This window comes from Fuerstiella marisgermanici, assembly GCF_001983935.1.
GTDB lineage: Bacteria > Planctomycetota > Planctomycetia > Planctomycetales > Planctomycetaceae > Fuerstiella > Fuerstiella marisgermanici.
In genome coordinates this window covers 5,956,739-5,979,361 of the sequence record NZ_CP017641.1, presented here as the reverse complement: position 1 = coordinate 5,979,361, position 22,623 = coordinate 5,956,739, and the positions used below count along the sequence as shown (strand labels likewise).

The window sequence follows — 22,623 nt, the reverse complement described above, 5'->3', positions numbered from 1 at the left end:
GATATGGAATTACTGTTAATCGTCGCAGGGCTGATCACATTGGTCGTTGGGGCCGACGTGCTGGTGCGCGGAGCTTCAAAGCTTGCTTCTCAATTTGGAATTTCATCTTTGGTTGTCGGCCTGACCGTTGTGGCGTTTGGCACGAGTGCTCCGGAACTAGCCGTCAGCATAAAGTCGGCCGTTGCCGGTCGAGTTGATATTGCGGTGGGCAACATCGTGGGCAGCAATATCTACAATGTGCTGTTCATCCTTGGCCTGTCGGCGTTGGTGATTCCATTGGTGGTGGATTCAAAGCTGATTCGTTACGACGTGCCCATCATGATTGGTGCGTCGCTGCTGACGTGGTGGTTGGCCGTCGATGGGACGGTGGATCGTGTCGAAGGTTCGTGGCTGTTTGTGGGAGCCCTCTGTCACACAACCTGGTGCATCGTTGTGGGGCGGCGAGAATCGATTCGTGTGCCGCGCGAACATGGGCCGCACGAACATGACAACGCATTCGGCAGCGCAGCCATCGGCGATTCCACGATCGGCCGAACTTCTGGTTGGGCAGGCTTTTTCCGGCAACTCGCGCTGATTGCCACCGGCCTGGTGTTTTTGGTGCTGGGAGCTGGCTGGCTGGTGGATGGGGCCACCGTGGTTGCTCGACGGATGAACATCAGCGAACTCGTGATCGGGTTGACGATTGTCGCGGGTGGCACCTCGCTGCCGGAACTTGCGACGTCCATTGTCGCCGCGTATCGAGGCGAGCGTGACATCGCGGTCGGAAACATTGTCGGCAGCAATATCTTCAATCTGCTGGTCGTTTTGGGGCTATCGGCGGCCGTGTCGCCCATTGGAATTCCCGTCGGCGAGCAGTCGCTCCAGTTTGATATCCCGGTGATGGTCCTTGTTGCCGCGGCATGTCTACCGGTGTTTTTTACTGGTCACCGCATCAATCGCTGGGAAGGCGCTTTGTTTGTGGGATCCGGCGTAGCCTATCTGGCAGCGCTACTGCTGATGGCGACCAGAAGCAATTCTCTGCCGGTGTCTTAATCACTGCTTTACGGTCTCGTCGCGCCCTGGACCGATGTGACGACGGCAAGTCAGCTTGTGTGAGCATTTCATTGGGGCAGACCGTGGTCTTCATCCCTGGATTCGGCCTCGCCTCTGGCTGTGCGCCCAGTGCGACAAAGACATTGGCCAACCCCACGTCTTAAGCCAGCGGCTGCTATGCTGATGCGGAAACACTCATTTCTTCACCTCACAGCAAAGGGCTTTGAAAGTTCTCGCTGTAGAGTCTACTCTTTCCACTTCCGCAGGGAAAAAACTTCCTCGGAACGTCGTTAATTCTCTTTTGGTCACTTGTTTCTCATGCTGAAAATTACCGGCGGCAAAGTCTACGACCCCGCAAACGAAATCAACGGCCAGATCAAAGATATCTGCATCGACGACCACGGCCGAATTGTGGATTCGGTTGACGGCGGCAGGACGATCGACGCCTCTGGAATGATCATCTTTCCCGGTGGTGTCGACGTGCACACTCACGTGGCCGGTGGAGCGATGAACTTTGCACGAGCCATGACGCCGGAAGACCATCGCCGCACGCAAGCGTTCATCCGCACGCAAAGTCGCCGCAGCGGTTTGGGAGGCATGGCGCCCACGACGTTCGCTACCGGCTATCTTTACGCTGGTATGGGATTCACGACTGTGAACGAAGCAGCGGTGCCTGTGTTGTCTGCCAGGCATACCCACGAAGAACTGGCCGACATTCCGATCGTGGACAAGGCGTCGCTGACGTTGATGGCCAACAACGAAATCATGCTCGACCAGATGCAGGCGGGCGAAATGGAGCGAGCTCGCAACGTTGTCGCATGGTATCTGTGGGCAGCGAAGTCGTACGGTGTGAAGGCCGTCAATCCAGGCGGAGTGACTGCATGGAAGTGGGGCCAGAATGCCAGCCAGTTAACCGATCCGATCGCTGGCTACGACAACCTGACGCCGGGCAAGATTGTCACGATGCTGGCAACGATCTGCGACGATCTACAGTTGCCTCATCCGATGCACCTGCACTGCAATAACCTCGGGGCCCCCGGAAACATTTCCACCACACTGGATACACTCAAGCATCTGGAAGGGCATCGAGCCCACATCGCTCATTCGCAGTACCACGCTTACGGCGGCGACGGCTGGGAAACCATGTGTTCCGCCACTTCGCAGCTCGCCGATTACTTTAACACTCACCCCAACATCACCACGGATGCCGGCGCTGTGTTGTTTGGCGACACGGTCACCATCACCGCCGACGGGCCGTGGCAGCATTTGCTGTACAAGCTAACGGGCCGGAAGTGGGGTAACCTGGATGTCGAAAACGAAACCGGCTGCGGCATCGTGCCCTACACCTATCGTCCCAGCAATCTGGTGAATGCCGTGCAGTGGGCCAGTGGGCTGGAATTAATGCTGCTGATTAAAAATCCGTGGCAGGTGTTCCTGTCGACTGATCATCCCAACGGCGGTTGCTTCTGGCGCTATCCGGAAATTATCCAGCTACTTATGTGTGCCGACTTCCGCCAGGAATGCATCGCCAAACTGCCGGACAAAATCAAAGGCAAAATTACGCTGCCCGAAATCGATCGTGAATACACGCTGTACGAAGTTGCCACGTCGATGTCTGCGGGACCGGCACGAGCCCTCGGCTTAACAAAGAAGGGGAACCTTGGCGTCGGCTGTGACGCGGACATTGTGATCTACGAAGAGGAAGACGACGTAGCTCGAATGTTCAGCCATCCTCGCTATGTGATCAAAGCGGGTGAAGTTGTGATCGAAGACGGAGACATCCGCGAGACGCCTCATGGTCGCGAGTTTCTGGTAAAGCCGGACTACGCGCCGGAGACTGACGACTTCATGCGTCCGCTGTTTGAAGACTGCTACACAATGCAGTTTGAAAACTACCCGGTCGAATTGGAACGAATTGAAAATCCGGACATGACGGAACTCAAAACCCAATAGCCAAACGAACCAACGCGGAGGGCGGAAAGCGGAAAGCCGTTCCCATGCGAACATTGCTTTCTCCGGCTTTCCGCTTTCAATTTTCCGCGTTCCCGCAATGACCATCATCCTCACTCTTAAACAACCGCCCGCCGTTCCTTTGGAATCTGAAGTGCTGTCACCAGACGCACTTTGCGAATTGTCCAACGCGGAAATTCGAGCACTCACCGTATACCATGGCAAACGTCAGGTTCCGTTGGACGAATTTTTTGACGTCGACGGCGAACGCAGTGAAGACCTTGTCCTGCACGGTGACCTGAACAAGGTTCGCTGGATTGGTCGAGCGATGAGTCGCGGCAGTATTACCGTTCACGGTAAGGTAGGGATGCATCTGGGAGCCTACATGAGAGGTGGCCGCATTGAAGTGCACGGTGATGCGAGTGACTGGATCGGTGCCGAAATGAAGAACGGCTTCATCCACGTGCACGGTAACGTCGGCGGGCAAATTGGGGCCGCTTACCGTGGTTCTTTGGCGGGCATGAAGAATGGCCTGATTATCGTCGACGGTTCGGCCGGTCTGGAAGTCGGCATGAGAATGCGGCGCGGCACGATCGTACTCGGCGGAATCGCTCGCGATTTTTGCGGCCTGCAAATGAAAGGCGGCACGATCATCCTGCAGGACGGCGCCGAAATTCGCACCGGAGCATGGATGAATCGCGGCACCATCATTTCCATGAAACCGCTGCAACTGATGCCCACGTTCGCCGAATCCAACGAATTCAATCCCACGTTCCTAAACGTGTATTCCAAACAGCTACAGCAGCACGGCATCGCCCTGCCCTTCGCCGCCAGCGAAGGTTCGTATCAGCGGTACGCCGGTGACCTGTCCGTGCCCGGCAAGGGTGAGATTTTAGTCTGGCAGCCAGCATAGAACATGAAGGTTGTTCTAAGGCGGAACTCCCGGACTTCCCACAGCGAACTGCAACGCGCCGTGAAACCGTGCGAGTAAAATTGTCTTAACGGCAGGCAACGGTGCGAGGATTCGAACCTCGTGAGACAGCTTTGGAGACTGTCGGCTCTCCCATGAGCACACCGCTGTGTAGTCGTGATGGTTAGAGCAGTTTCCATTTTGTTGTGGACAGTTAGGGCTCGTGGAAAACAGCCTCCATCGTTCGAAAAGCTTGCTCCGCGGCCACAAGTCAGCGAGATTCGCTGTGAGCAAAGCGGAAGGCATGGGATTCGAACCCTCACGCCTGTTCAGGCACACGCGTTAGCAATGCGGTCCGGCCAACCAGTATCTGGCTACCTTCCGAATTCACCAAATAGCACCGGAGAGACTCGGGACATCGGCTTCAGACCTTGGGGAAACGGCTGTTTCTGAAATTGGTGGTGCGCCCAGTGGTGCAGTTGATGCGTCACTGCTCGCCCTGATTGATCGATGGGAGGGGCTGTCGGACAGTCAGCGGTGCCGGATCCTGGCTGAAGCTGGGGTTGAGCTCGAAGGGGTAAAGGGGTGATTTTCTGACGCCATGAACGGGCAGGAAACCACGTCCGGCTGCTGTGAATTTCCGGGGAATTCGGGGGAGGGGGTCACCCGGAAAACGTTGCCCTTTTGTCCGGATTGCCGCCGGCCGGTTCACAGTCGGGGGGAGGGGCCATTTTTCTGTGGGCGGATTGGCCGGAAACCACGTAGGAAGGCGCGCGTGAAACTCTGCCTATTTCGAGAGGGGGGGGGGTATCGCGGGTCCTTCTGGCGACTTTTAAAATATGGCCCTCATCGGGAACAGGGGAGGTTCCAGACACACTTTCTTTCGTCATTGTTGGGACGCTGCCGAAGCCACAAGCGGAAGGGAGGAAGAGCGGATTTCAGAACTGTGGAAGCGCCCAAAAACCGCGAAAGATAAACCGCGTGGACCGTCGGGGCGGACGAAGGACCCGTGACGAAAATGGAAGTCACGTCGGCTGGAACTTCTGCGGTTCGCAGTTGATCCCCCCCCTACCTGTTTTCGCCACAACAAATGCGCGGCTGAAGAGCGTACTCCGCGTTTGCAGATGCTCAGAATTTTCACCCCTACCCGGTCGGCTTGGCGGAATTAGAAGTGGCCACTTCTAATCGGTGGCGTTGTTTCCCAAGTGAACCGAACCGACGCTGCTGTCGGAACGTTTCTGGAATCACTCAACTGTGATTTTCACAGTCCGGCCGATGGCAGCCGCGTAGCGTCTGAGAGTTGCGATGGTGGGATTGCTGTCTCCGTTCTCGAGTCGAGATAAATTGCCGCGAGAAATCCCGGTGTTGGTTTCCAGTTCACGCAACGACATTCCCGACGCTTCCCGCGCTTCCTTCAGCAGCTTCATTACGTCTCGCAGTTCGGACAGCCTTTGAACTTCCTGCCCCTGGCGAATGACGTCTTCGCGGTCCGCCCCTTCAGCGGCCGGTCTTGCCTGATCAACGCGGTTCTGCTGAGCTTTGGTCAGGTTTCGTTTCACGCGATTCAGTTTGCTCATCATGCAGGTTCCGGAACATCGAATGCGGTCGTTTCAATTCACACTCAACCACGCCATGCTTCCCTTTTGTCGGATGATCCTAACATCGGTTGAAGGGTTGTCCATTAGCACAACCGCGATAAACTTTGACGCGGGACGATTGCGTTGAGTCGACACTTCGCAATCAAGCGAGCCGGGGTAGGAGTCTGGCGTTCCATTCCTTTCATTAGACTCCCCCGGCCCGGCCCGTTTGAAAGGAATGAATGATGTCAGATGTGGCGACGAATCCTCAGACCCGATACGAATGGTGGGTAAAACACGAGGGGCCAGAACCGTGGGACCGAATCTATTCGCACCCGTTCGGACGCTGCATCGACGTTCCACAGGCGGGTGACTTTGAATCCATCGAGCAATACGGTCGCATTGCCACGCAAGGCATTCAGTGGTGGCACGACCAGGACTATCTTGCCGCTTTGAGAATGATCCTCAAATATGAAGACTGGCCGCTGTATTACCTGAGAGAAAAGCCGCCGCGCTATATCCAACAGGCTGAGTTTTTTGGGGAGGATTCGGGGATTGACTGGGTTTCGATGCGGCTGGAGCAGTGGGATTTCTGGCAGTCCGATTTAGGATCGCCGCAGTCCCAAGATTTCCTACGTTGGCAGCAAATAGGTACGCCACTTGAAGAGTTGATTGTACGAATCTCCGAAGACTTTCAGTGTGATCACACTGCCGAGTGGGAGCCGTCCTGGCCCGGCAAATTTCCACCGCCGCGAACCAACGAATCCTCAAACAATAAAGATTACTGCCCTACAATTGATGACATTATCGGCAACATCCCGTCGAATTTGGCGGCGGATGGCCTATCGCAATCAGACTGGAGATACCACGTTACTGCCACGTGCGCTAGGCGATGGCGAGAAACGCCTTTTAGGCTCGCCTTCCGTTGGATCATCGAACCGATGGGCTTTGCGAATATTACGAGGGAGGCAACGCTTGCCGGGATACGACTTTGGTGTCAAAGAATCTCACACTTGCCGGTTCCATGCAGGCATAGAGACGATTTTCAGCACGTGAATTCAATCGCGAAGCTAGTCGTCGGGCAGCTACCAATCGGGTTTTCTGATGAGGCACCAAGTTGCCTGCTTGGGTTCGACGAACGTGATGTCCTGCGTCTCTCCTTTCCTTTGTTTCATATTGAACTCGCGGAGGACAGCATTCCACATGAGCAGCTTCTCGAAGAATGGGAGCGGTGCAAAGATGACGAAGTCTTTGAGTCGTTCGACGACTTCAAAGCAGATCGGACTACATTCTACGGATCTTCATGGTGCGACGAAGGTTCACTCGGTTTCGCGCCACGCGAAGTAGACATTGAATACACAGTCAAGACGGTGTGCTATCGCTTGTTGTCTAATGTCATAAACGAGGCCAAACGGTTCGGGCGACAGCTTTTTGAATCGGTGCCACCGTTCGACTCGCCGGCTGAAGCCTTAAAGCTCATTAATCACATCACGGCGGACGTGGCTGCGATGGGAACAGAGCTTGCCAGCACGGCCCCGCCGAGTTCATGCGTCACAGCAGATCAGCCGATGCCAACTGAGCGTGCGGATAATTCAATTAGTTCTGCAGCTGCGCCGCCGGAACAAACAACACCTCAATCAAACGAAGCTGAAATCCTAACTCGAATCAGTCAGCTCATTGTCCCCGGTCAGTTTCCGGCATTGATACTGAGTACATTTGCGAAGTCACCGAACAGGTTCTTTTCGGCGACTGCCCTTTCCGGTGCTCTGCCGGAAGACTTTGACGCGCTGCGGATCAATGACCACATTGCAAAAGTTCGCGCCGCGATTCGGAACGAGTTTGACATACCGGCGGGACGACAGAATGACCCGCTGCCCAACACGGCGGGGCATGGCTGGAAACTCGACGTGAAACTGATCGAACGTTTTCTTTCGATCGACGGAGAATCGACGATGCGTCGACAGTAAATCGACGGTGGCGGTCTATCGTCCTCCCGTTGCGGAATTCACTGCAACGGGGGAAAACCGATGACCACCAAAACAACCTCACCGACAGACGTTCCACAATCTCTGAAGGAACTCACGGCGTCCGTCCCGTCGGCAGCGACCGTACGGATGCGACTGGACGCAAACCGCCAGGAACGATTGTTTCTTCGCCGTCTGCTGAAACTCGCAGTAGACGCTGAAAAAGCCAACCCCACCAAAGCCAACAGCCGTCGGGACTCGCGTTGAGTCCCGACGGCTGTTTTCGTTTTCGCTCTGGCTGGCACGCCTGACTCTCACATCGTGTTTGCCGCCATTCGTTTGCAAAGCCCGTCCATGGGTTGTCGTTCGTTTGAACGCCGCCCGATTCCTTTCGAACGCTCAGGAACTGCCGAATTATGACAACGCCTGATGACTCGCATCATAGCACAGCACGGCCGCCGATCGACGCTGATTCGATCGATGCCGACTGGTTCACGGTGAACACAATTCGAATTGCCAAGTTCGACGAAGTGTTCGTGCTGTCGTACTCGAAACGAGTGATGGAACGGAAGACGCCGCTGCCGTGGATTGCTCACCCCACCAGCCTGGATTCACGCGGATATCACGCCACGTTTGATGAATTCGACGGGCAAACGGCCGCCGCGTTGTACGGCACGTTTTTGAACCTTGTGAAGCTGTCGACGCTTTCCCCGCCATACGGGGCGCTGGCTCATTCTGACGGCGAACCGTTCAAGCTGCCGTACATCGAAAACCGAACTCGCATTCCCCGCGAACTGATTGTTCAGACGGTCGTTTGGTTTCTGCAAATCGGCTGGCTGGAAGCCGATCGGACGGCGTCAAGCTGCCGTCATGACGCTGTCATGACACCGGCAAGACAGCATCACGACTACGTAACGGAACGAGACGATAACGGTACGGTACGTGACGAGAGAGAAACACCGCCCGCACGCGACGAACCGCCGCCGCTGCTGAATCTCATTGCCCGCTGGAACGTGTTGGCAGACTCCGGACACGTTCCGCACAAAGCCAACAGCGAGCCGCCGGCCAAAGCTGTTCTGAAAGCGTGGGGCAAAGCTCAACGCATTCTCGAGCTGCAAACGGCACTGGCCGACATCGACGCGATTGAAGCCGCGATCCGCGGTTCTCCCTTCGTCCATGCCGCCGGGTGGTTCCGCCTGGAGAAACTCATTGCCGGAACCAACAAAGAAGGAACGTTCATTCTTACCAAACTTCTCGAAGGTGGATTCGCGGACCAGGCGAGCCACCAACATTCACACGAAAGAAATCCTAATGCTAACCGCAACAGACTGTCCACCGCCGAACGAACCGAACAAGCGAACGCCGACGCGATCAGCGGGTTTGTTGGCACCTCAGACCACGAAGCCGGAATTTGCCAAAGCCATAACGGCATTGTGTTGCCTGAAACGAACGGCATCGTTCACGCCGGCACAACTGAAAGCGTGGTTCGCCGTGCTCAGCGGATACCGGCCGCAGACGATCAACCGCGCTGTGATTGAGTTGTCGGCATCTCAGGAACGCTTTCCGGAAGTGTCGGACTTGCTGCAACGCTGCCGACGCATTGAACCGCCCAACCGTCCGTATTCCCCGCACGGAACCGGACAGGATGGCGACAAGCTGACCAGGCAGGAAGTCAAAGCATTCGCCGAACGCCTGCAACTCGACATCTGACCAAGGGGACATCGCACGTTGCCAGTCCTCACATTTCGACCGAAACGATTCTCATTGCAGAAAGGTTCAAGACGATGAAAAAAGCAACTCTGTTTCCCGACGATTCCAATCCCCGGCCGCCATCGCCGGAACCGTACGTTCAAAGATCACGAACGAGCCAGGCCGCTGCAAAGTTGGTTCGGCCGTCCGTGAGTTCTCAGGTGGCTCGCGTGTTCGACTTCATCGATTCGCATGGCAACTACGGCGCGACGGATCGAGAGATTCAGCACGGGCTGGAACTCGATGGCAATTCGCAACGGCCGCGGCGCGTGTGGTTGCAGAAGCACGGGTTCGTCACAACGAAAGGCATTCCGCCCGAAGTGCGGGACCGTTCTACCGTGTGGGTCACAACCAGCAAGCCGCTGCGTTTGCGTGACGCGGGTTGAACACTTCAAAACGGAAAGACCAGCCGACGGGCAGCCGTGCAAAAGTCGCCCGTCGGTGGTCGGTTCACATCATTCACTTTCACCATTCAAGACAGAGAAAGCCAACAATGCTGGTACTCACAAGAAAGCCGGGACAGTCTGTTCAGATTGCCGACAACGTCACTGTATCGATTCTGAGTTCGAGCGGAAACCGCGTTCGCCTGGGCATCACTGCGCCTCAGGAACAACCGATCCGGCGCACGAATCGCAAACCAAAGAAAGGAAGCCGCCATGCTCACCGTGCCCGCCACCGATGAACCGGCCACCGTTCTTCCGGAACTGCTAAGCAAGGCCAGCGTTTGTGAATTGCTGGACAACGTAACACCCAAGCACGTTGAGAACCTTGTTCGATCGGGACGAATGCCGCCGCCCGTCTATTTGGGCCGCAGTCCACGTTGGCAACGTCGCGTGTTGCTGGAATGGATTGAATCAGGCTGTCTGGTTGTTGACGCAGAACGATTCGACACGTGGCAGGCAATGCAATCTGCCGCGCATTAGCGTTGGCAGTTCATGACAAACCGCGTACGATCGTCCGTGCGGGATAGGGTCGCTCCTGAAAACCGGCTTCCATCGCCGGCTTCCCGCACTTCCTTTTTTCGATGGAATCACTTCTGATGGAAAGTGAACAATGGCTTCAGTCAGCAAAGACGCCAAAGGCTACCGAATTTTCTTTCTCGCCCCGGACGGCCGCCGCCGATCGATTCGCATTTCGGGATTGAACAAAGCCAAAGCCCAACAAGTCAGCCGCCACGTTGCTGAACTTGTGAACGCCAAGACATCCGCTCAGTCGATCGATCGACAAACTGCGTTGTGGTTGTCCGACATCGGCAAGACGTTACGGGATAAGTTGGTTTCTGTCGGGCTTGTTGAAGCTCGCGAATCGAGCAACCTGAAACAGTTCGTTGCCGATTACATCGCAGCCGGAAGAACGGCATCCGGGCGTGTTGCCAAACCGTTGACGATTCGAAAGTGGCAGACAACAGCGGGCTATCTGAATGAGTTCTTCGGTGATTGCCTGCTGGATTCGGTCAGCCTGGGCAAAGCCGATGACTTCCGCCGCTGGCTGGCAGAATCCAAAGGCAACGCGGAGAACACTGTTAGGAAGCACATTCAGATTGTGAAGCTGTTCTTCACGGCCGCGAAACGCCGTCGGCTGATTGACGAGAACCCGTTTCAGGATCAGAAATCGACCACCATGCCCAATCGACAGCGTGACTACTTCGTGACGCAGGGCGAGATTCAGAAGTGTCTGGACGCTTGTCCGGATTCTCAGTGGCAACTGATCATTGCTCTGTGTCGTTTTGGTGGCCTGCGTTGTCCGTCGGAAGTGCTTCAACTGACGTGGGACGATGTTTTGTGGGACCAAGACAGAATTCACATCAAAAGCCCCAAGACTGAACACCATGAAGGCAAAGAAGCCCGCGTGATTCCGCTGTGGCCTGAACTGCGCCCGTTCCTTGATCAGTCGTACGAACTGGCCAAAGACCGATCAGAAGACGCTCAGCAGTTTCTGGTGACCCGCTACCGCGACACGAACAGCAACCTGCGAACTCAGTTTTTCCGGATCATCAAACGGGCTGGTTTGCTGAAGTGGCCGAAGTTGTTTCAGAACTGCCGGGCCAGTCGAGAAACGGAATTGCTGGACGCCGGATTTCCGCCGCACGTCGTCGCCGCCTGGATTGGTCACAGCGTGAAGGTTCAGAACGCCAACTACGCTCAAGTGGCAGACCACCACTTTGAACAAGCTGTCGGGCTGAAGGCGTCCAAGGTGGTGCGCCAGGTGGTGCAGTACCCCAGCGAATCAGGGAGAACTGGCGAAACCGCCAAAACGGACGATCACGCAAAACCCAAGGTTTTTCGCGGTCATTCGCCTGAATTCGCTTCTGGTCGGAGGCAGGAAATAGCACCGGAGAGATTCGAACTCTCAACGCCTCGGTCCTAAGCCGAGTGCCTCTTCCAGTTGGGCTACGGTGCCGCGTCAGTAAAGCAGAGGGGAAGCGGAAGCTGATATGAGCGGTCGTCGTCTTTCCGCGTTGCCGTGTCCGCTTTTGAAGTAGCACCCCCGGTCGGATTTGAACCGACGATCTCCACCGTGACAGGGTGGCGAGCACTCCGGGCTGCTCTGCGAGGGCGAATTGTTTTTCTTGTCGAGCGGAAGCCGTGGGACTCGAACCCACAACGGGGACGACCTCGCACCTGTTTTCAAGACAGGCCCCTGATCCGGCCGGATGACTTCCAAAGCTACGGGGGCAGGAATCGAACCTGCGGACGCGTGGTTCAAGGCCACGCATTTCTACCAACAGAAACTACCCCGCATTGATGTTCAAAGTGTCTCGCGGGAGTCGAACCCGCCTGGCCAGAATGGAAACCCGGTACCTCACCGCTCGGTCAGAGACACATTTTTTGGAAGCGGAAAGAAAGGGAGTCGAACCCTCAAGGCATCCTTGCGGACGCTCGGCTGTTTTCGAAACAGTTGCCATCACCCATTGGCTTGTCCTTCCGTATGTGTGGTTCTTCCAGAAGCGACGCTTGCAAAGTAATGCACAGTAGTGGCCGATGTTCTCGTGACTTCGAATACAAAAAACTGAAGCCCATTCGATCAACTCACTGATGAAAACTTCAACGGAACGTGCCCGAGACTTAATCGGCACCCGGTGCAAACGCCTGGTATGCCGAGCTGCGTTGGCAGGAATCGAACCTGCGTCACGACGGTTAACAGCCGCCTGCCCGTACCAACACGGACACCACCGCAATCGTTTATGAATATGTACCAGCAGCGGCAGATCGATGATCTCGGCGTTGGTGGCACCGGAACTCTCCCGTGCCACCAACGCCACCCGATGCAAACGCATGGTTTGCCAAAGCGTCCAGTGGGAGTCGAACCCACACTTCCGCCATGGCAAGGCAGTAGGCTACCGCTACATCATGGACGCAGTTTGCTGATTTGAAATTCACTATCGAATGAGGCCGGAGGGATTCGAACCCTCACCGTTCGGTTTAAAAGACCGATGTGCCGCCGTTACACCACAGCCTCAAGAGTTGAGTTGTGGGTTTGTGTTTGACTCGATGTTGACGCGACATGGTGCTGGATCCTGCATGCAGTTGTTGTTGATGGAATAGTCCGGGAAGGAGTCGAACCTTCGTTTCCGCCTTATCAGAGCAGCGTCTTCAACCGTTGGACGACCGGACTGTGGTGGCGGCAGCGAGTAAATGATCGACGGGCAGCTGGGTGTCGTTTGCCGTTGTGACGGCACTAAAAAAGCCCGGTGTCGCTTTCGTGACACCGGGCTTTGCGTTTGTAGTCGCAGAAAAACCTTAAGGTGTCAGCAGCGCAGCTTTTGCAACGAGCCGCTTCCGAGTTGATCGGAATCGCTATTGCATTTGGACTGTTTACTAATGAGAACTGAATTCAGAGTAGCCATGGCTTCGCTGCTGTTGACCGTGTTTCGAGTTGGAAGAAATTGCTGCCGGGCGTTGGCCGCATCGCGTTCACGGAAAGTAAGACGCTGTCGCACCGCGGAAGTTCGCGAGAATTGCAATTTTTCTGGAACACCAAGTCAGGCGGCAGCTTTTTGAGTACTCGGCAAGGCACTCAATTCGTCGACGGCACGCTTGAGCGCATCGCACACACGAACCACGTCGCGTTGTTGCAACTGATTCGACAGTGGCAGGTTCAGCACTTCCGTTGCTGCTCGCGCGGCCAGCGGGAACTGTTCCGCAGCGCACCATCCCGCTGGAAACGGAAACAGGCTCGCCACGTCGACTCCGTTGTCCCACAACCGCTTCCGCAGGCTCTCCCGAATTGATCCAGGTACGCGGATGCTGAAATGGCTGAATGCCGCCGCATCGTTGAGCGGTAACTGCACCATTGGTGAAATGCGCTGCAATCGAATGCGGTATTCATCCAACAATCGCAGACGTTGCTCGGCCCACTCGCCGGCCATGCGTAAGTTTCGAAGTGAATGAGCAACGTGAAACGCCGTGGGTGGCCGGTTCCATTCGTGCGATGCCGCTGAAAACGAGTTCTGCGGGTTGGCCGCCGATTCGTTCGGCCTATCTGTTTTCGCTCTGACGCGGCGGTATATCCACGGTTCGTGAGCGACTGTTCGTAGCACAACGGAAGCGTTCCAGCGAGTTCTTTGAACAGCGCCGCGACTCTGCAATTCATCGTCGCGCCGGCGGCGTAGCATGTCGGCTGTGTCGTTGCAGTTTGTCAGTGCCATGCCACCCCAGCCGGCATATAGCGACTTGCCAAGTCCGAAGCTCAACACGGTCACGTCACCGGATTGCATGCGCTGCATATCGTTGGTTGTAGGGATGCCCATTGCGAGGTCAAAAATGCGGACGGCGGCTTCGTGGATAAGCGGTTGTGAAAGCTCGGACGGCGAGAATCGATGCCCGAAAATTTCCGAAAGCACGATTGCTTGACTACCACTCGCAGCACCGGAACAGTTCATCAGAAAACTGTCTGCTGCGCAGTCTCGGTAGTCGACGTTCCGCCCACTTTCACTCACAGCGTGATGAACCGCGCCGCAGTTGAACACCGGACATACAACTTCCGCTGCAGTGGTCGTGTGCGACTGAATCGTGCGAGCAATCGCCCACCGCGCGGACGGAATCCAGACCGCATGCTGAACGTCTAGTGATCGCTGCCAGGCTAATTCAAGTTCGGGCACATTGCTACGACGAAAGGCGCTCTTCGCTGCCGTCGTCAGCAACGACAACGTGCCGGACGGAGGCCGATGCCGCGGAATCATGCGGGCTTCTTTCGAGCAAACACCAGCGTCGTTGGTGCAATTGACACGCCTAACCCGTGCCACAACAAAGTGCCCATTGCGAACGCTGCTCGTGCAGTCAGTGGCATGTCGTTTGTGTGCTGAGCTCCCTTTGGTGACGCCGACAGGACTTCAAAGCCAGCTCCTTCGACTGTACGCAGCAAACTTTTTAGCGGCATCGAAAAACGGTGATCGGCGATGGCTCGTCGAATCAACTTTCTGGACAAGCCAGTCGACACACTGCCCACCATGCGGCCGGTCGTAATGTACGAAGACTTCGTGACCGCTCGGATCAGCAACAGTCCGTCGTCGCGGAGCAAGTCCCATGCGGCGCGTAGTTCGGCAGGCTGGTCGGGCCAGTAAATGTGAGCATCCAAAACCGTCACAACGTCGGCGGGCTGCTGCTTCGAAAACAGCGTGCAATCTCTTAGCGACGAACACTCTTCGGCTCGAAAGCCTTCCGACTTCATCCATGCGATCGCTTCGGGAACGATGTCGACTCCAGCGCATTCGAAGCCGCGTTTGCGAGCTTCCACAAGGATGCCCCCAAACGAACAGCCAACATCCAAAATTTTCGACCCACTGCCGTAGCCGAGCGTTTCGATTTGGTCGAGTGCCGCGACAAAGCCGTTGCGTTTTCGCTGGTTCAGAGCCACGCCTTCGTGCTGGTTGCCCCAGGCCATGTTGCGCGTGTGGTCGGTCTCCTGTTCGGTGTCGTAACCTTCCGCCATAAAGTACGTATTGCAGCTTTGGCAGCGTGACCAGCCGGTGGCTCCTCGACCAGAATTGAACTCGAATCGCTTCGGTTTCAGGTTACGCTGTCCGCAGGCCGGGCAGCAGCATTCTGGCATCGCAGGATGCTCTGGCTTCGTGTCCTTCACCGGTGTGACGACGGTCGCCTGTTCCATGATTTCTCCTTAAATCCGGCCAATCACATTCCGATCAAACGGCGAATGTTTCCAGTTTGCCGACAGAAACGCTGTTCCAGTGCAGTCTTACGACGAAGATGATACTATTTTGTGTGCCTCCGCTCGACCACAGATTCTGCGGTCCGCAACGGAAACTCCCTTCGAAAAACCACATTCCAGGTTCTCCGGCAGATTCTGCAGCAACATCGATACCTGTTTTTAGCAGCGATTACGCGCTTAACAGCCGATTAGCCCATGAGTCTACATGTGCCGACCCTAGATTCATTTACCACCAGCGCCATTTTGAAACAGGCTGAGACACCATGTCGCACGATCCCTATTCCCCCTGTGTTTGCGGCAGCGGGAAGAAACTAAAATTCTGTTGTCAGGACATTCTGTCCGAGATGATTCGAGTGGAAAAGCTGGTTGAATCACAGCCGGACGCCGCAGAAAAGCTGCTCCGATCGCTCATGACCAAGCATCAGGACAAGGAAATTGTGGTCACGCAATTGTCCGCTATTCTGATGCGCAAGGGCAACTACACGGAAGCTCGGGAACAGCTTGTTGAGTTCCTTCGTCGACACCCCGACGAACCTCGAGCATTGCTGGCGCTGGCAGATGTTTGCCTGGCCACGGAAGGCTTTGCGGCCTCCAAGCGAATCGTGCATCGGGCGTTTCAGTTGGGTGCTCGGCAATATCCCAACAGCGTTTCTATGCTGGCGACTCGCATTGCTGGCCAGATGGCGCAACGTGGTTGCGCCATGGCCGTGCGTGAACACCTCGCGCTGGCCGTGCGGATGTCGGAAGGAGAACGTCGTAACTCGCTGCTGATGCAACTGGCAAACTTCGAATCACAACGCACGATACCGTTTCCGTTTCGAGGTCGGCTGGCTCTTTTGAAAGCAGAACTGGGTGAAGAACAACAGAAGGAAGAGCTTCGTGCTCGTCGAGTCAGTCAGCTTGGTTGCTGGGAACCCGCCGCAATTTTGTACACGCGGCTGATCGAACAGCAGCCAAACAACGGAGCTTTGTGGCACAACCTTGGCCTGTGCCAGGCATGGGACGGGCGGATCGAAGAAGCAGCGAAAGCTTTGCACAAGGCCGCAGACCTGATCGAAGACTACGACACGGCCGTCGAAACCGAAACTCTGGCTCAACTGCTGGACTTCGATATCGCTGGAGATGACAGCTACGGAGTTGTTCAGCAAACCATCAAAGTGACGTCGTTGTCACAACTGCTAACGGTACTCGACGCCGACTCGCGATTTGCACGAGTGCAGTCGAGTGATGACGAAGCGGCCCGGGACGATGGTCGAGTCGTGGCTGAGTATGAGCTGCTGACTCATGACATCCCGGAAGACGGAGACCTGGATTCGATTCCCGATGTCGTTGCTGACATTACGATCGTCGAACCGGAAGGTGCGGACGGCGGAGAGCCGGGCGCTTTGATTGTCGCATTGGACACCGATATCGACGCGGCGTTGGCCGCCTTTCGGGATGTCTGCGGCGAGCTCGCTCTTGCGTCGGACGACGACGACAAGCCCGTCAAATTGTCGCAAATGCCGCAAATCTGCCGTGCGTTTGACTGGAAGATTCATCACGCCGATGAAATCGGAGCCAGCCAATACCGCACGCTCAACAAGAACCGCCTGACGACGGCGCTTAGCGATTGGCTGGACCAGCCGATGAAGGCGTTGAACGACGAAAGCCCGGCTGAGGCCGCGAAGGATGCGAACAACCTTGTCCAGATCGGTGCGGCGGTACTAAGTCTGGAAGTGATCTGTAACCGGATGGGCTACGACCCGGATTTAAGTGACGTTCGCAGTCGCCTGGGCATTCCTTCTCCCAAGCCTTTGGAAATCGACGAACAGCAGTCCATCACATCGCTGCCGCCAATTCAGTTTGGCCGAGTGACGATGTCCGAATTAACGGACGAACAGGTGATCGATTTCGTAAACCGAGTCACGTTGTTGCGCCACCAGTTGCTGTTGGAGCAGGCGATTGAAGAGTTGATCGGCCGTCCCGAAGCCCTGGATAAATTTCCCGCGATGCGAGCTCACCTGCTGCGTGCGTCGGTGGCGAGGGAGAACAACGATCTGGCCTTGGCGTCCCAGTGTTTTGCGGATGCACGCGAGGCCGTCGAGGATGCCCCGGACGCTTTCCGTACAAAACTGGAGCTGGATATTCGGGAACTCAGTTGTCGCCTGGATGATCCTTCAGATCCGGAACTTTCGAAATTGCTGGGCGCCCTTCGCGATCGTTACTTCTTGAAGATCCCGGAGATTGAGGATGTGATTCGCGAAGAACTGGCGAACAGTGGTTGCAGCCATTTGCTCGACGAACTCGAAGCCGCACCGGCTGGGGCTGGCGAAGGGGGAGTCTGGACGCCCGGTGCCGAAAAGCCAGCGGGCGAAGCATCCAAATTGTGGGTGCCAGGGCAGGATTAGCCGGGGCTGTCCTTCACGCATCGATCGCACGCGAAGCTCGGCTTTTTTTCAAAGTCGAGCTTCTTTTATTCCGTCGCAACGTTTGCTTCTTACATGCAACCTCATAGCAGCCGCCCATTTTTCGATGATAGCAGTGTGATGCAGCACGCGCTGCAGGTTGCTCGACAGGGATTGGGTCACGTTGAGCCGAACCCGGCCGTCGGTGCCGTGATCGTGGACGAAAATCTGAACTGGATTGCCGACGGTTTCCACCAGAAGTTCGGTGGGCCTCATGCTGAGATTGATGCGATCGCTGCGGCTGGTGAAAGAACGCGGGGGGCGGAATTATTCGTGACGCTGGAACCCTGCAGCCATCACGGCAAAACGCCGCCTTGCGCGGACGCGGTCATTGCGGCAGGATTCCGAAGGGTCGTCATTGGTTGTCAGGATCCAGCGCCGCATGTGGCGGGGAATGGGATCGCCAGAATTCAGGAGGCGGGAATTGATGTTGCTGTTGGCGTGTGCGAAGACGAGGCAATAGACCTGATCGCACCGTTTCGCAAGTTGATGCTGCAGAAACAGCCGTGGGTCCACGCAAAATGGGCCATGACACTGGACGGCCGCATCGCCACGCGGACGGGACATTCGAAATGGATTTCCAACGAGCAGTCACGAGCTGAAGTTCACCGGTTGCGCGGTCACATGGACGCCATCATCACGGGGGCGGGAACTGTTCGAGCCGACAACCCCACGCTGACGGCTCGACCTGCCGGCCCGCGGAAGGCTATGCGAGTCGTCGTCGATACAGATGGTGGGTCCATCGTGTCGGACGGCAACCTTCTAAAGACGATCAACGAAGCTCCGCTGCTGCTTTGTGCGGCGGAGGCATCCGCAACTTCCGATCATGTGAAGATGTTGGCCGGCCTTGGCGTAGAAGTCTTCACGACGAGCAAAACAGATCGGTCCGCCGCCTTGGCGCAACTTCTGGCCGAACTTGGCCGACGCAACATTACGAACGTTCTGGTCGAAGCTGGCTCCGGTCTGCTTGGCTCATTCTTCGATGGCCGCCACGTCGACGAAGTCCACGTATTCGTCGCTCCGAAAATCGTCGGCGGCACAGGAGCGCTATCACCGATCGGTGGTCAGGGCATGGCACAAGTTTCTGAAGATGCGTCGATCAACAGTATGTTGGTTCAACAGTTCGGAAACGATCTGCTGATCGAAGGACGGCTGCGATCTTCCGCGTCATAAGGTAAGCCGTCGCCCTAGACCGCGAACGATCAGCGCACCAATCATCGATATCATCCCGCCAAGTCCGAATCCAACGCCTCGCCCAGTCGGGGCACCGAAGCTGCGCGTGAATGGGGCAAGCACGACCGCCCCAGTCACGGCTCCGATGAAGGTTGAAATCAGCAGAGAGACTAAATTCGTTTTTGGCGGGGGGTTTAACTTCGCTCGCTGCATCCGGCCTCGAATCAGTATTGGGAGGATCATACGGATTCATGGGCTCGGCCATTGCGAAATCGCCGATGCGGTTGGCTGCGTCACCCCAGCGACCAGCGGGAGCAACGCCGGCGTTTCAGCTAACAAATCGCGACTCGCCAGCCACGCCAACCGCCCGCCGGTGCGTACCGGCATCAGGCGAGGAAGCCGGGGATTGGTTGGCCGCCGTCGACGATTTTCATGGGGCGGCCGAGGGGGCTGAGGTTTTCGTGGTCGGCTTTCACGTCGAGTGACTGGCACACGGTTTGGAATAAGTCCTGTACCGTGACTGGGGAGTCTTCGACGGCGGAACCATCGTCGGTGGATGCTCCGTAGACCTGGCCGCCGATGATTCCGCTGCCCGCCATCGCCATGCTGAAGACTCGCGGATAGTGATCGCGGCCGGTGCGAGCGTTGATTTTTGGGGTGCGGCCGAATTCGCCCATCCAGACAATCAGCGTGTCTTTCAGCATGCCTCGATCCTTGAGATCCGCGATCAACGCAGCCGTTGCCGGGTCGACGTCCGCCGCGTTGTTGGCACACTGTTCGAAATTGTTTTGATGCGAGTCCCAGTTGCCGGACCGCACTTCCACAAACGTGACGCCGCGTTCCACCAGCCGTCGAGCCAACAGACAACCTTTGCCGAAGCTCGAATCGCCGTACTGATCACGCAGCTTTGCGGGTTCGTCCGATACATCAAATGCGGATACGTCGTCACTCTTGACCAGTCGCGAACTCTTGCCGTACAGCGATTGATGAGTTTCGACAAGCTGTGACGCTCCGGCGGCGCTGAATTCTTCTTCCAGTTGACCGAGCAATCCCAGGCGGCGATCGAAGCGTCGCGTGGCAACGGGAATCGCGACATTGGACGGCAACTGACCCGGGTTGTTCACAACAAACGGTTCGTAGTCCATGCCCAGAAATCCGGCTCCCTGCATCCCGCCTGCCCCCGGATTTCCGCCGATGGACACGAAAGATGGCAGCTCGTTGTTGGCGTCGCCGATTTGTTGTGCAATGCAGGAACCGATCGACGGATGCTTGACGCTGCCCGACGGGATGTAGCCCGTGTGCATTTGGTACGAGGCTCGCGGATGACTGCCTTCCTTGTTGGTCATCGAACGCACCAGAGCGATGTCGTCCATCATACGCGCGACTCTGGGGAAGTTGTCGGCGATTTGAATGCCGGGCACGCTGGTTTGGATGGCTTCTGTCGGGCCGCCGTTGGATGTGCCTGGCTTGGGGTCGAAGGTTTCAAACTGGCTGGGGCCGCCCTGCATCCACAACAGAATCATGGACTTCCCACGTCGCCGCAGCTTTTCCGCTTCCACCGCCATCAAGTCGCGAAAGCCGAGTCCACCTGTAGCGGCGGCGCTTGCGGAAACCGTCTGAAGAAATCTGCGTCGGGAAAATCCCCGGCGACTTAGGCGGATGTTTTCAATAATATGGCTGGTCGACATGGCGATTGCCTTCAGAAGCGAATGCGTGCTGGCTGGGGTTGAGCGGGGCGAACGACCGAGCCTGCAAAAAAACGGAAGTCCGATTCCACTCAACCCCGACCAGCCTGCATTCGCAGTTAAGCCGTTTCTGTAGTTTTAACTCTTGCTTTGGAATTCAGTGGAATTCAACAACGACCACAACACGTCTTCGAAACCTTCGTTTCGGGTTGCGGCCGCGTTGAGATGTTTACGGCAGATGAAAAGTTCTTTGGCTGTCGGTTCGCGACTCACCGTCGCCAGATATAACTCCCGCACAGCGTCTTCGTCGTTCTGCACTATGCTTGAGATTCTGGTGATGAGACTGTTGGTGGTGTCGGCTTTAATGGCCTGATTCAGTTGCGGCGAGTTCATCAGGAACAACGCTTCCGGAATGTTCCCCGTCAGATCGCTGCGCGGCGTCGACGGATCGAAGCCGAACGTTGCCGCGAACTGCAAACGCCCTCGATCTTCGGACTGAGCATTCGGTGTGCGTCGGCCGTTGAACGGCAGCGACAGGTTTGTGACGTTGAGTGTCTGGCAGAGCGCGTCGTACAATTGGTCTGATCGCAGCCGTGTGGGTTCGAGTTTCAGAAAGCCGTCCGCCTTCGTGTTGACCGGCCGCTGATAAAAGCGGGTGGAAGTAATGGTGGTCAGCAACCACTTGAGATCGTGGCCATTCGCGACAAAGCCTTCGCTTAGGGCTGCCAGAACTTCGGGGTGTTCGGCGTTTCGGTCTGGGCCGATATCGTCGATGGGCGAGTAGAATGCGGATGCTGTTAGCTCCGCCCACATGCGATTGACGATCGCTTTTGCAAACCATTCGTTTTGTTGGGACGTGAATAACCCGGCAGCAGTAGCTCGTCTGTCCGCATCCGATTGTCCCTGAGGCACGTCGACTTCGCCCATAAAGAAGCCGGGTTGAATCAGCGTCCCCTTTGATCCGGGATCGGACAGATCGGCCATATAGTGTTCCGTCGCGCCCTGCCCCGGTCGGTTGTTGTCGGGCGGTTGAGCCGTTTGAATTTCTTCGATCGAAAGTTTGCCGTCGCCGTTTTTGTCGATGTAGTTTCGTCCCTGCCCGCTGAAGACTCGCTGCAGCGGCGTGCCTTTTGCTTCGGCTTCCGAAATGATCTGATCGCGGTTCCGGTCGACTCGCGTGAGCAAGAATTTCGAAACGCCCGGGCGTCGTGAGCGGTCACGATCGGCCGACGTGATCACGTATTCGTATCTTTTGTCAGACTGCGGATCTCGCCGCAAAGTGATGCGAGGGAAAAAGGCGACCAGTTCGTGAAACTGTTCACGCTTCCAGCGGTCCCACGGATGGTTGTGGCAGTTGGCACATTGAATTTGAATGCCCAGAAACAGGCGTGATGCTTCGGCGGCAATTTCTTCTGGTTGGCCTTCATGAGCGAAAATCAGAGCGGTGGCTCCGTTGTCATTCACGGTGCCGGTCGCCGTCAACAGATCCGTAACGACGGCATCCCACGGACGGTTTTCCGATAGGTTGTCGGCCATCCATTCTTCGAAGGCTGGTCGCACAAAAGCGGCCCGCACGTTGGTCGCTGGTCGAAAAATCGCATCCCGCCAGTAGCGACTCCAGTTAGCGGCGTAATCATCCGACGCCAGCAGCTTTTGCACGACGTCGCTATGTTTTGATTCAGATGGACTCAGTCCAAAGGCCGTAATCTCACCGCTCGTTGGCGGGCGTCCGACCAGATCCAGCGAAACTCGCCGCAGAAATGTCGCATCATCGACTTGTTGCAGCGAATCAGTTGCCGTGTCATTCAGGATCAGACGATCGATTTCAGCGGCCGTTTTTGCCGATGACGGAGCGTCCGCTGCGATGACGACAGATGCCGTCAGAATGAATGAAATGGCCAGAAGGCTGGCGTCGCGCATGATGTCGCCCGTCTGCTGCATAAGTGAAAGTCCACGCTGGATATAGGCGTG

The 22,623-nt window shown here is 56.4% G+C and carries 18 protein-coding genes and 10 tRNA genes; 13 read left to right on the top strand and 15 right to left on the bottom strand.

Features of this window, described 5'->3' with window-relative positions; genetic code table 11:
• Nucleotides 1-3 precede the first annotated feature (3 nt).
• The 3 genes from Fuma_RS22435 (at nucleotide 4) to Fuma_RS22425 (ending at nucleotide 3,895) form a co-directional block, all read left to right on the top strand.
• On the top strand, nucleotides 4-1,032 hold the full coding sequence (locus Fuma_RS22435; RefSeq protein ID WP_077026085.1) for a calcium/sodium antiporter: 1,029 nt from the start codon (nucleotides 4-6) through the stop codon (nucleotides 1,030-1,032).
• A gap of 318 nt (nucleotides 1,033-1,350) precedes the next feature.
• Nucleotides 1,351-2,985, top strand: a complete 1,635-nt coding sequence (locus Fuma_RS22430; RefSeq protein ID WP_077026084.1) for a formylmethanofuran dehydrogenase subunit A — start codon at nucleotides 1,351-1,353, stop codon at nucleotides 2,983-2,985.
• A gap of 97 nt (nucleotides 2,986-3,082) precedes the next feature.
• Complete coding sequence (locus Fuma_RS22425) at nucleotides 3,083-3,895, top strand: formylmethanofuran dehydrogenase subunit C (protein WP_077026083.1); 813 nt, start codon at nucleotides 3,083-3,085, stop codon at nucleotides 3,893-3,895.
• A 96-nt stretch (nucleotides 3,896-3,991) separates the two neighbouring features.
• Here the strand turns inward: Fuma_RS22425 and Fuma_RS35095 are convergent.
• Both Fuma_RS35095 and Fuma_RS22420 read right to left on the bottom strand, forming a co-directional pair.
• Nucleotides 3,992-4,061: transfer RNA gene (locus tag Fuma_RS35095), tRNA-Trp, on the bottom strand.
• Between the two features lie 1,075 nt (nucleotides 4,062-5,136).
• A complete protein-coding gene (locus tag Fuma_RS22420) occupies nucleotides 5,137-5,472 on the bottom strand; it encodes a helix-turn-helix domain-containing protein (RefSeq protein ID WP_083732242.1) in 336 nt (111 codons plus the stop codon).
• A 239-nt stretch (nucleotides 5,473-5,711) separates the two neighbouring features.
• Here Fuma_RS22420 and Fuma_RS22415 point away from each other — a divergent pair, with 239 nt between their 5' ends.
• From Fuma_RS22415 to Fuma_RS36865, 8 genes are all read left to right on the top strand, one after another.
• A complete protein-coding gene (locus Fuma_RS22415; protein ID WP_145944310.1) occupies nucleotides 5,712-7,436 on the top strand; it encodes a hypothetical protein in 1,725 nt (574 codons plus the stop codon).
• A 60-nt stretch (nucleotides 7,437-7,496) separates the two neighbouring features.
• Complete coding sequence (locus Fuma_RS22410) at nucleotides 7,497-7,700, top strand: hypothetical protein (protein WP_077026081.1); 204 nt, start codon at nucleotides 7,497-7,499, stop codon at nucleotides 7,698-7,700.
• A gap of 149 nt (nucleotides 7,701-7,849) precedes the next feature.
• Nucleotides 7,850-8,971 carry a hypothetical protein gene (locus Fuma_RS22405; protein ID WP_077026080.1) on the top strand — a complete coding sequence of 374 codons (1,122 nt, stop codon included), beginning with the start codon at nucleotides 7,850-7,852 and terminating at the stop codon, nucleotides 8,969-8,971.
• The gene (locus Fuma_RS22400) at nucleotides 8,964-9,143 is read left to right on the top strand and encodes a hypothetical protein (protein ID WP_077026079.1); all 180 of its coding nucleotides are present in this window, start codon (nucleotides 8,964-8,966) and stop codon (nucleotides 9,141-9,143) included. Before Fuma_RS22405 ends, Fuma_RS22400 begins: the two co-directional genes overlap by 8 nt.
• A gap of 74 nt (nucleotides 9,144-9,217) precedes the next feature.
• A complete protein-coding gene (locus Fuma_RS22395) occupies nucleotides 9,218-9,568 on the top strand; it encodes a hypothetical protein (RefSeq protein ID WP_077026078.1) in 351 nt (116 codons plus the stop codon).
• A 107-nt stretch (nucleotides 9,569-9,675) separates the two neighbouring features.
• Nucleotides 9,676-9,864, top strand: a complete 189-nt coding sequence (locus tag Fuma_RS36670; protein WP_077028485.1) for a carbon storage regulator — start codon at nucleotides 9,676-9,678, stop codon at nucleotides 9,862-9,864.
• Nucleotides 9,839-10,105, top strand: coding sequence for a helix-turn-helix transcriptional regulator (locus tag Fuma_RS22385; RefSeq protein WP_077026077.1), 267 nt, complete (start codon nucleotides 9,839-9,841; stop codon nucleotides 10,103-10,105). Before Fuma_RS36670 ends, Fuma_RS22385 begins: the two co-directional genes overlap by 26 nt.
• Before the next feature lie 130 nt (nucleotides 10,106-10,235).
• Nucleotides 10,236-11,549: a tyrosine-type recombinase/integrase gene (locus Fuma_RS36865; RefSeq protein WP_083732614.1), complete on the top strand. Its 1,314-nt coding sequence runs from the start codon at nucleotides 10,236-10,238 to the stop codon at nucleotides 11,547-11,549.
• Here Fuma_RS36865 and Fuma_RS22375 read toward each other — a convergent pair.
• The 11 genes from Fuma_RS22375 to Fuma_RS22330 all read right to left on the bottom strand — a co-directional run bounded on the left by Fuma_RS22375 (nucleotide 11,509) and on the right by Fuma_RS22330 (nucleotide 15,290).
• Nucleotides 11,509-11,582, bottom strand: a tRNA-Leu gene (locus Fuma_RS22375). The genes Fuma_RS36865 and Fuma_RS22375 overlap by 41 nt on opposite strands.
• A gap of 82 nt (nucleotides 11,583-11,664) precedes the next feature.
• Nucleotides 11,665-11,739, bottom strand: a tRNA-Asp gene (locus Fuma_RS22370).
• A 20-nt stretch (nucleotides 11,740-11,759) separates the two neighbouring features.
• A tRNA-Ser gene (locus Fuma_RS35090) sits at nucleotides 11,760-11,844 on the bottom strand.
• Between the two features lie 4 nt (nucleotides 11,845-11,848).
• Nucleotides 11,849-11,923, bottom strand: a tRNA-Gln gene (locus Fuma_RS22365).
• Nucleotides 11,924-11,934: 11 nt separating this feature from the next.
• Nucleotides 11,935-12,005, bottom strand: a tRNA-Gly gene (locus Fuma_RS35085).
• Between the two features lie 12 nt (nucleotides 12,006-12,017).
• Nucleotides 12,018-12,108, bottom strand: a tRNA-Ser gene (locus Fuma_RS35080).
• A gap of 361 nt (nucleotides 12,109-12,469) precedes the next feature.
• A tRNA-Gly gene (locus tag Fuma_RS22355) sits at nucleotides 12,470-12,540 on the bottom strand.
• A 29-nt stretch (nucleotides 12,541-12,569) separates the two neighbouring features.
• Nucleotides 12,570-12,641 (bottom strand) — tRNA-Lys (locus tag Fuma_RS22350).
• A gap of 83 nt (nucleotides 12,642-12,724) precedes the next feature.
• A tRNA-Ile gene (locus Fuma_RS22345) sits at nucleotides 12,725-12,797 on the bottom strand.
• Between the two features lie 367 nt (nucleotides 12,798-13,164).
• Entirely contained in the window at nucleotides 13,165-14,364 is a 1,200-nt protein-coding gene (locus tag Fuma_RS22335; RefSeq protein ID WP_077026075.1) for a DegT/DnrJ/EryC1/StrS family aminotransferase, read from the bottom strand.
• Nucleotides 14,361-15,290, bottom strand: a complete 930-nt coding sequence (locus Fuma_RS22330; protein ID WP_077026074.1) for a class I SAM-dependent methyltransferase — start codon at nucleotides 15,288-15,290, stop codon at nucleotides 14,361-14,363. The genes Fuma_RS22335 and Fuma_RS22330 overlap by 4 nt, the downstream gene beginning before the upstream one ends.
• A 323-nt stretch (nucleotides 15,291-15,613) precedes the next feature.
• Between Fuma_RS22330 and Fuma_RS22325 the strand changes: the two genes are divergently transcribed.
• Both Fuma_RS22325 and ribD read left to right on the top strand, forming a co-directional pair.
• Nucleotides 15,614-17,737, top strand: a complete 2,124-nt coding sequence (locus tag Fuma_RS22325) for a tetratricopeptide repeat protein (protein ID WP_145944309.1) — start codon at nucleotides 15,614-15,616, stop codon at nucleotides 17,735-17,737.
• Nucleotides 17,738-17,875: 138 nt separating this feature from the next.
• Nucleotides 17,876-18,967, top strand: coding sequence for a bifunctional diaminohydroxyphosphoribosylaminopyrimidine deaminase/5-amino-6-(5-phosphoribosylamino)uracil reductase RibD (ribD, locus tag Fuma_RS22320; protein WP_083732613.1), 1,092 nt, complete (start codon nucleotides 17,876-17,878; stop codon nucleotides 18,965-18,967).
• Nucleotides 18,968-19,353: 386 nt separating this feature from the next.
• Here ribD and Fuma_RS22310 read toward each other — a convergent pair whose 3' ends face one another.
• Together Fuma_RS22310 and Fuma_RS22305 are read right to left on the bottom strand one after the other, a co-directional pair.
• Nucleotides 19,354-20,655, bottom strand: a complete 1,302-nt coding sequence (locus Fuma_RS22310; RefSeq protein WP_077026070.1) for a DUF1501 domain-containing protein — start codon at nucleotides 20,653-20,655, stop codon at nucleotides 19,354-19,356.
• A gap of 135 nt (nucleotides 20,656-20,790) precedes the next feature.
• The gene (locus tag Fuma_RS22305; protein ID WP_077026069.1) at nucleotides 20,791-22,593 is read right to left on the bottom strand and encodes a DUF1549 domain-containing protein; all 1,803 of its coding nucleotides are present in this window, start codon (nucleotides 22,591-22,593) and stop codon (nucleotides 20,791-20,793) included.
• Between the last annotated feature and the right edge of the window lie 30 nt (nucleotides 22,594-22,623).

Excerpts from the sequence above, each read along its gene's own strand:
- Fuma_RS22415 (WP_145944310.1), top strand. The coding sequence starts at position 5,712 with ATGATGTCAGATGTGGCGACGAATCCTCAGACCCGATACGAATGGTGG.
- Fuma_RS22425 (WP_077026083.1), top strand. The coding sequence starts at position 3,083 with ATGACCATCATCCTCACTCTTAAACAACCGCCCGCCGTTCCTTTGGAA.
- Fuma_RS22420 (WP_083732242.1), bottom strand. The coding sequence starts at position 5,472 with ATGATGAGCAAACTGAATCGCGTGAAACGAAACCTGACCAAAGCTCAG.
- Fuma_RS22385 (WP_077026077.1), top strand. The coding sequence starts at position 9,839 with ATGCTCACCGTGCCCGCCACCGATGAACCGGCCACCGTTCTTCCGGAA.
- Fuma_RS22395 (WP_077026078.1), top strand. The coding sequence starts at position 9,218 with ATGAAAAAAGCAACTCTGTTTCCCGACGATTCCAATCCCCGGCCGCCA.
- Fuma_RS22325 (WP_145944309.1), top strand. The coding sequence starts at position 15,614 with ATGTCGCACGATCCCTATTCCCCCTGTGTTTGCGGCAGCGGGAAGAAA.
- Fuma_RS22335 (WP_077026075.1), bottom strand. The coding sequence starts at position 14,364 with ATGATTCCGCGGCATCGGCCTCCGTCCGGCACGTTGTCGTTGCTGACG.
- Fuma_RS36670 (WP_077028485.1), top strand. The coding sequence starts at position 9,676 with ATGCTGGTACTCACAAGAAAGCCGGGACAGTCTGTTCAGATTGCCGAC.
- Fuma_RS22435 (WP_077026085.1), top strand. The coding sequence starts at position 4 with ATGGAATTACTGTTAATCGTCGCAGGGCTGATCACATTGGTCGTTGGG.
- Fuma_RS22305 (WP_077026069.1), bottom strand. The coding sequence starts at position 22,593 with ATGCAGCAGACGGGCGACATCATGCGCGACGCCAGCCTTCTGGCCATT.
- Fuma_RS22405 (WP_077026080.1), top strand. The coding sequence starts at position 7,850 with ATGACAACGCCTGATGACTCGCATCATAGCACAGCACGGCCGCCGATC.
- Fuma_RS22310 (WP_077026070.1), bottom strand. The coding sequence starts at position 20,655 with ATGTCGACCAGCCATATTATTGAAAACATCCGCCTAAGTCGCCGGGGA.
- ribD (WP_083732613.1), top strand. The coding sequence starts at position 17,876 with ATGCAGCACGCGCTGCAGGTTGCTCGACAGGGATTGGGTCACGTTGAG.
- Fuma_RS22410 (WP_077026081.1), top strand. The coding sequence starts at position 7,497 with ATGACCACCAAAACAACCTCACCGACAGACGTTCCACAATCTCTGAAG.
- Fuma_RS22430 (WP_077026084.1), top strand. The coding sequence starts at position 1,351 with ATGCTGAAAATTACCGGCGGCAAAGTCTACGACCCCGCAAACGAAATC.
- Fuma_RS36865 (WP_083732614.1), top strand. The coding sequence starts at position 10,236 with ATGGCTTCAGTCAGCAAAGACGCCAAAGGCTACCGAATTTTCTTTCTC.
- Fuma_RS22330 (WP_077026074.1), bottom strand. The coding sequence starts at position 15,290 with ATGGAACAGGCGACCGTCGTCACACCGGTGAAGGACACGAAGCCAGAG.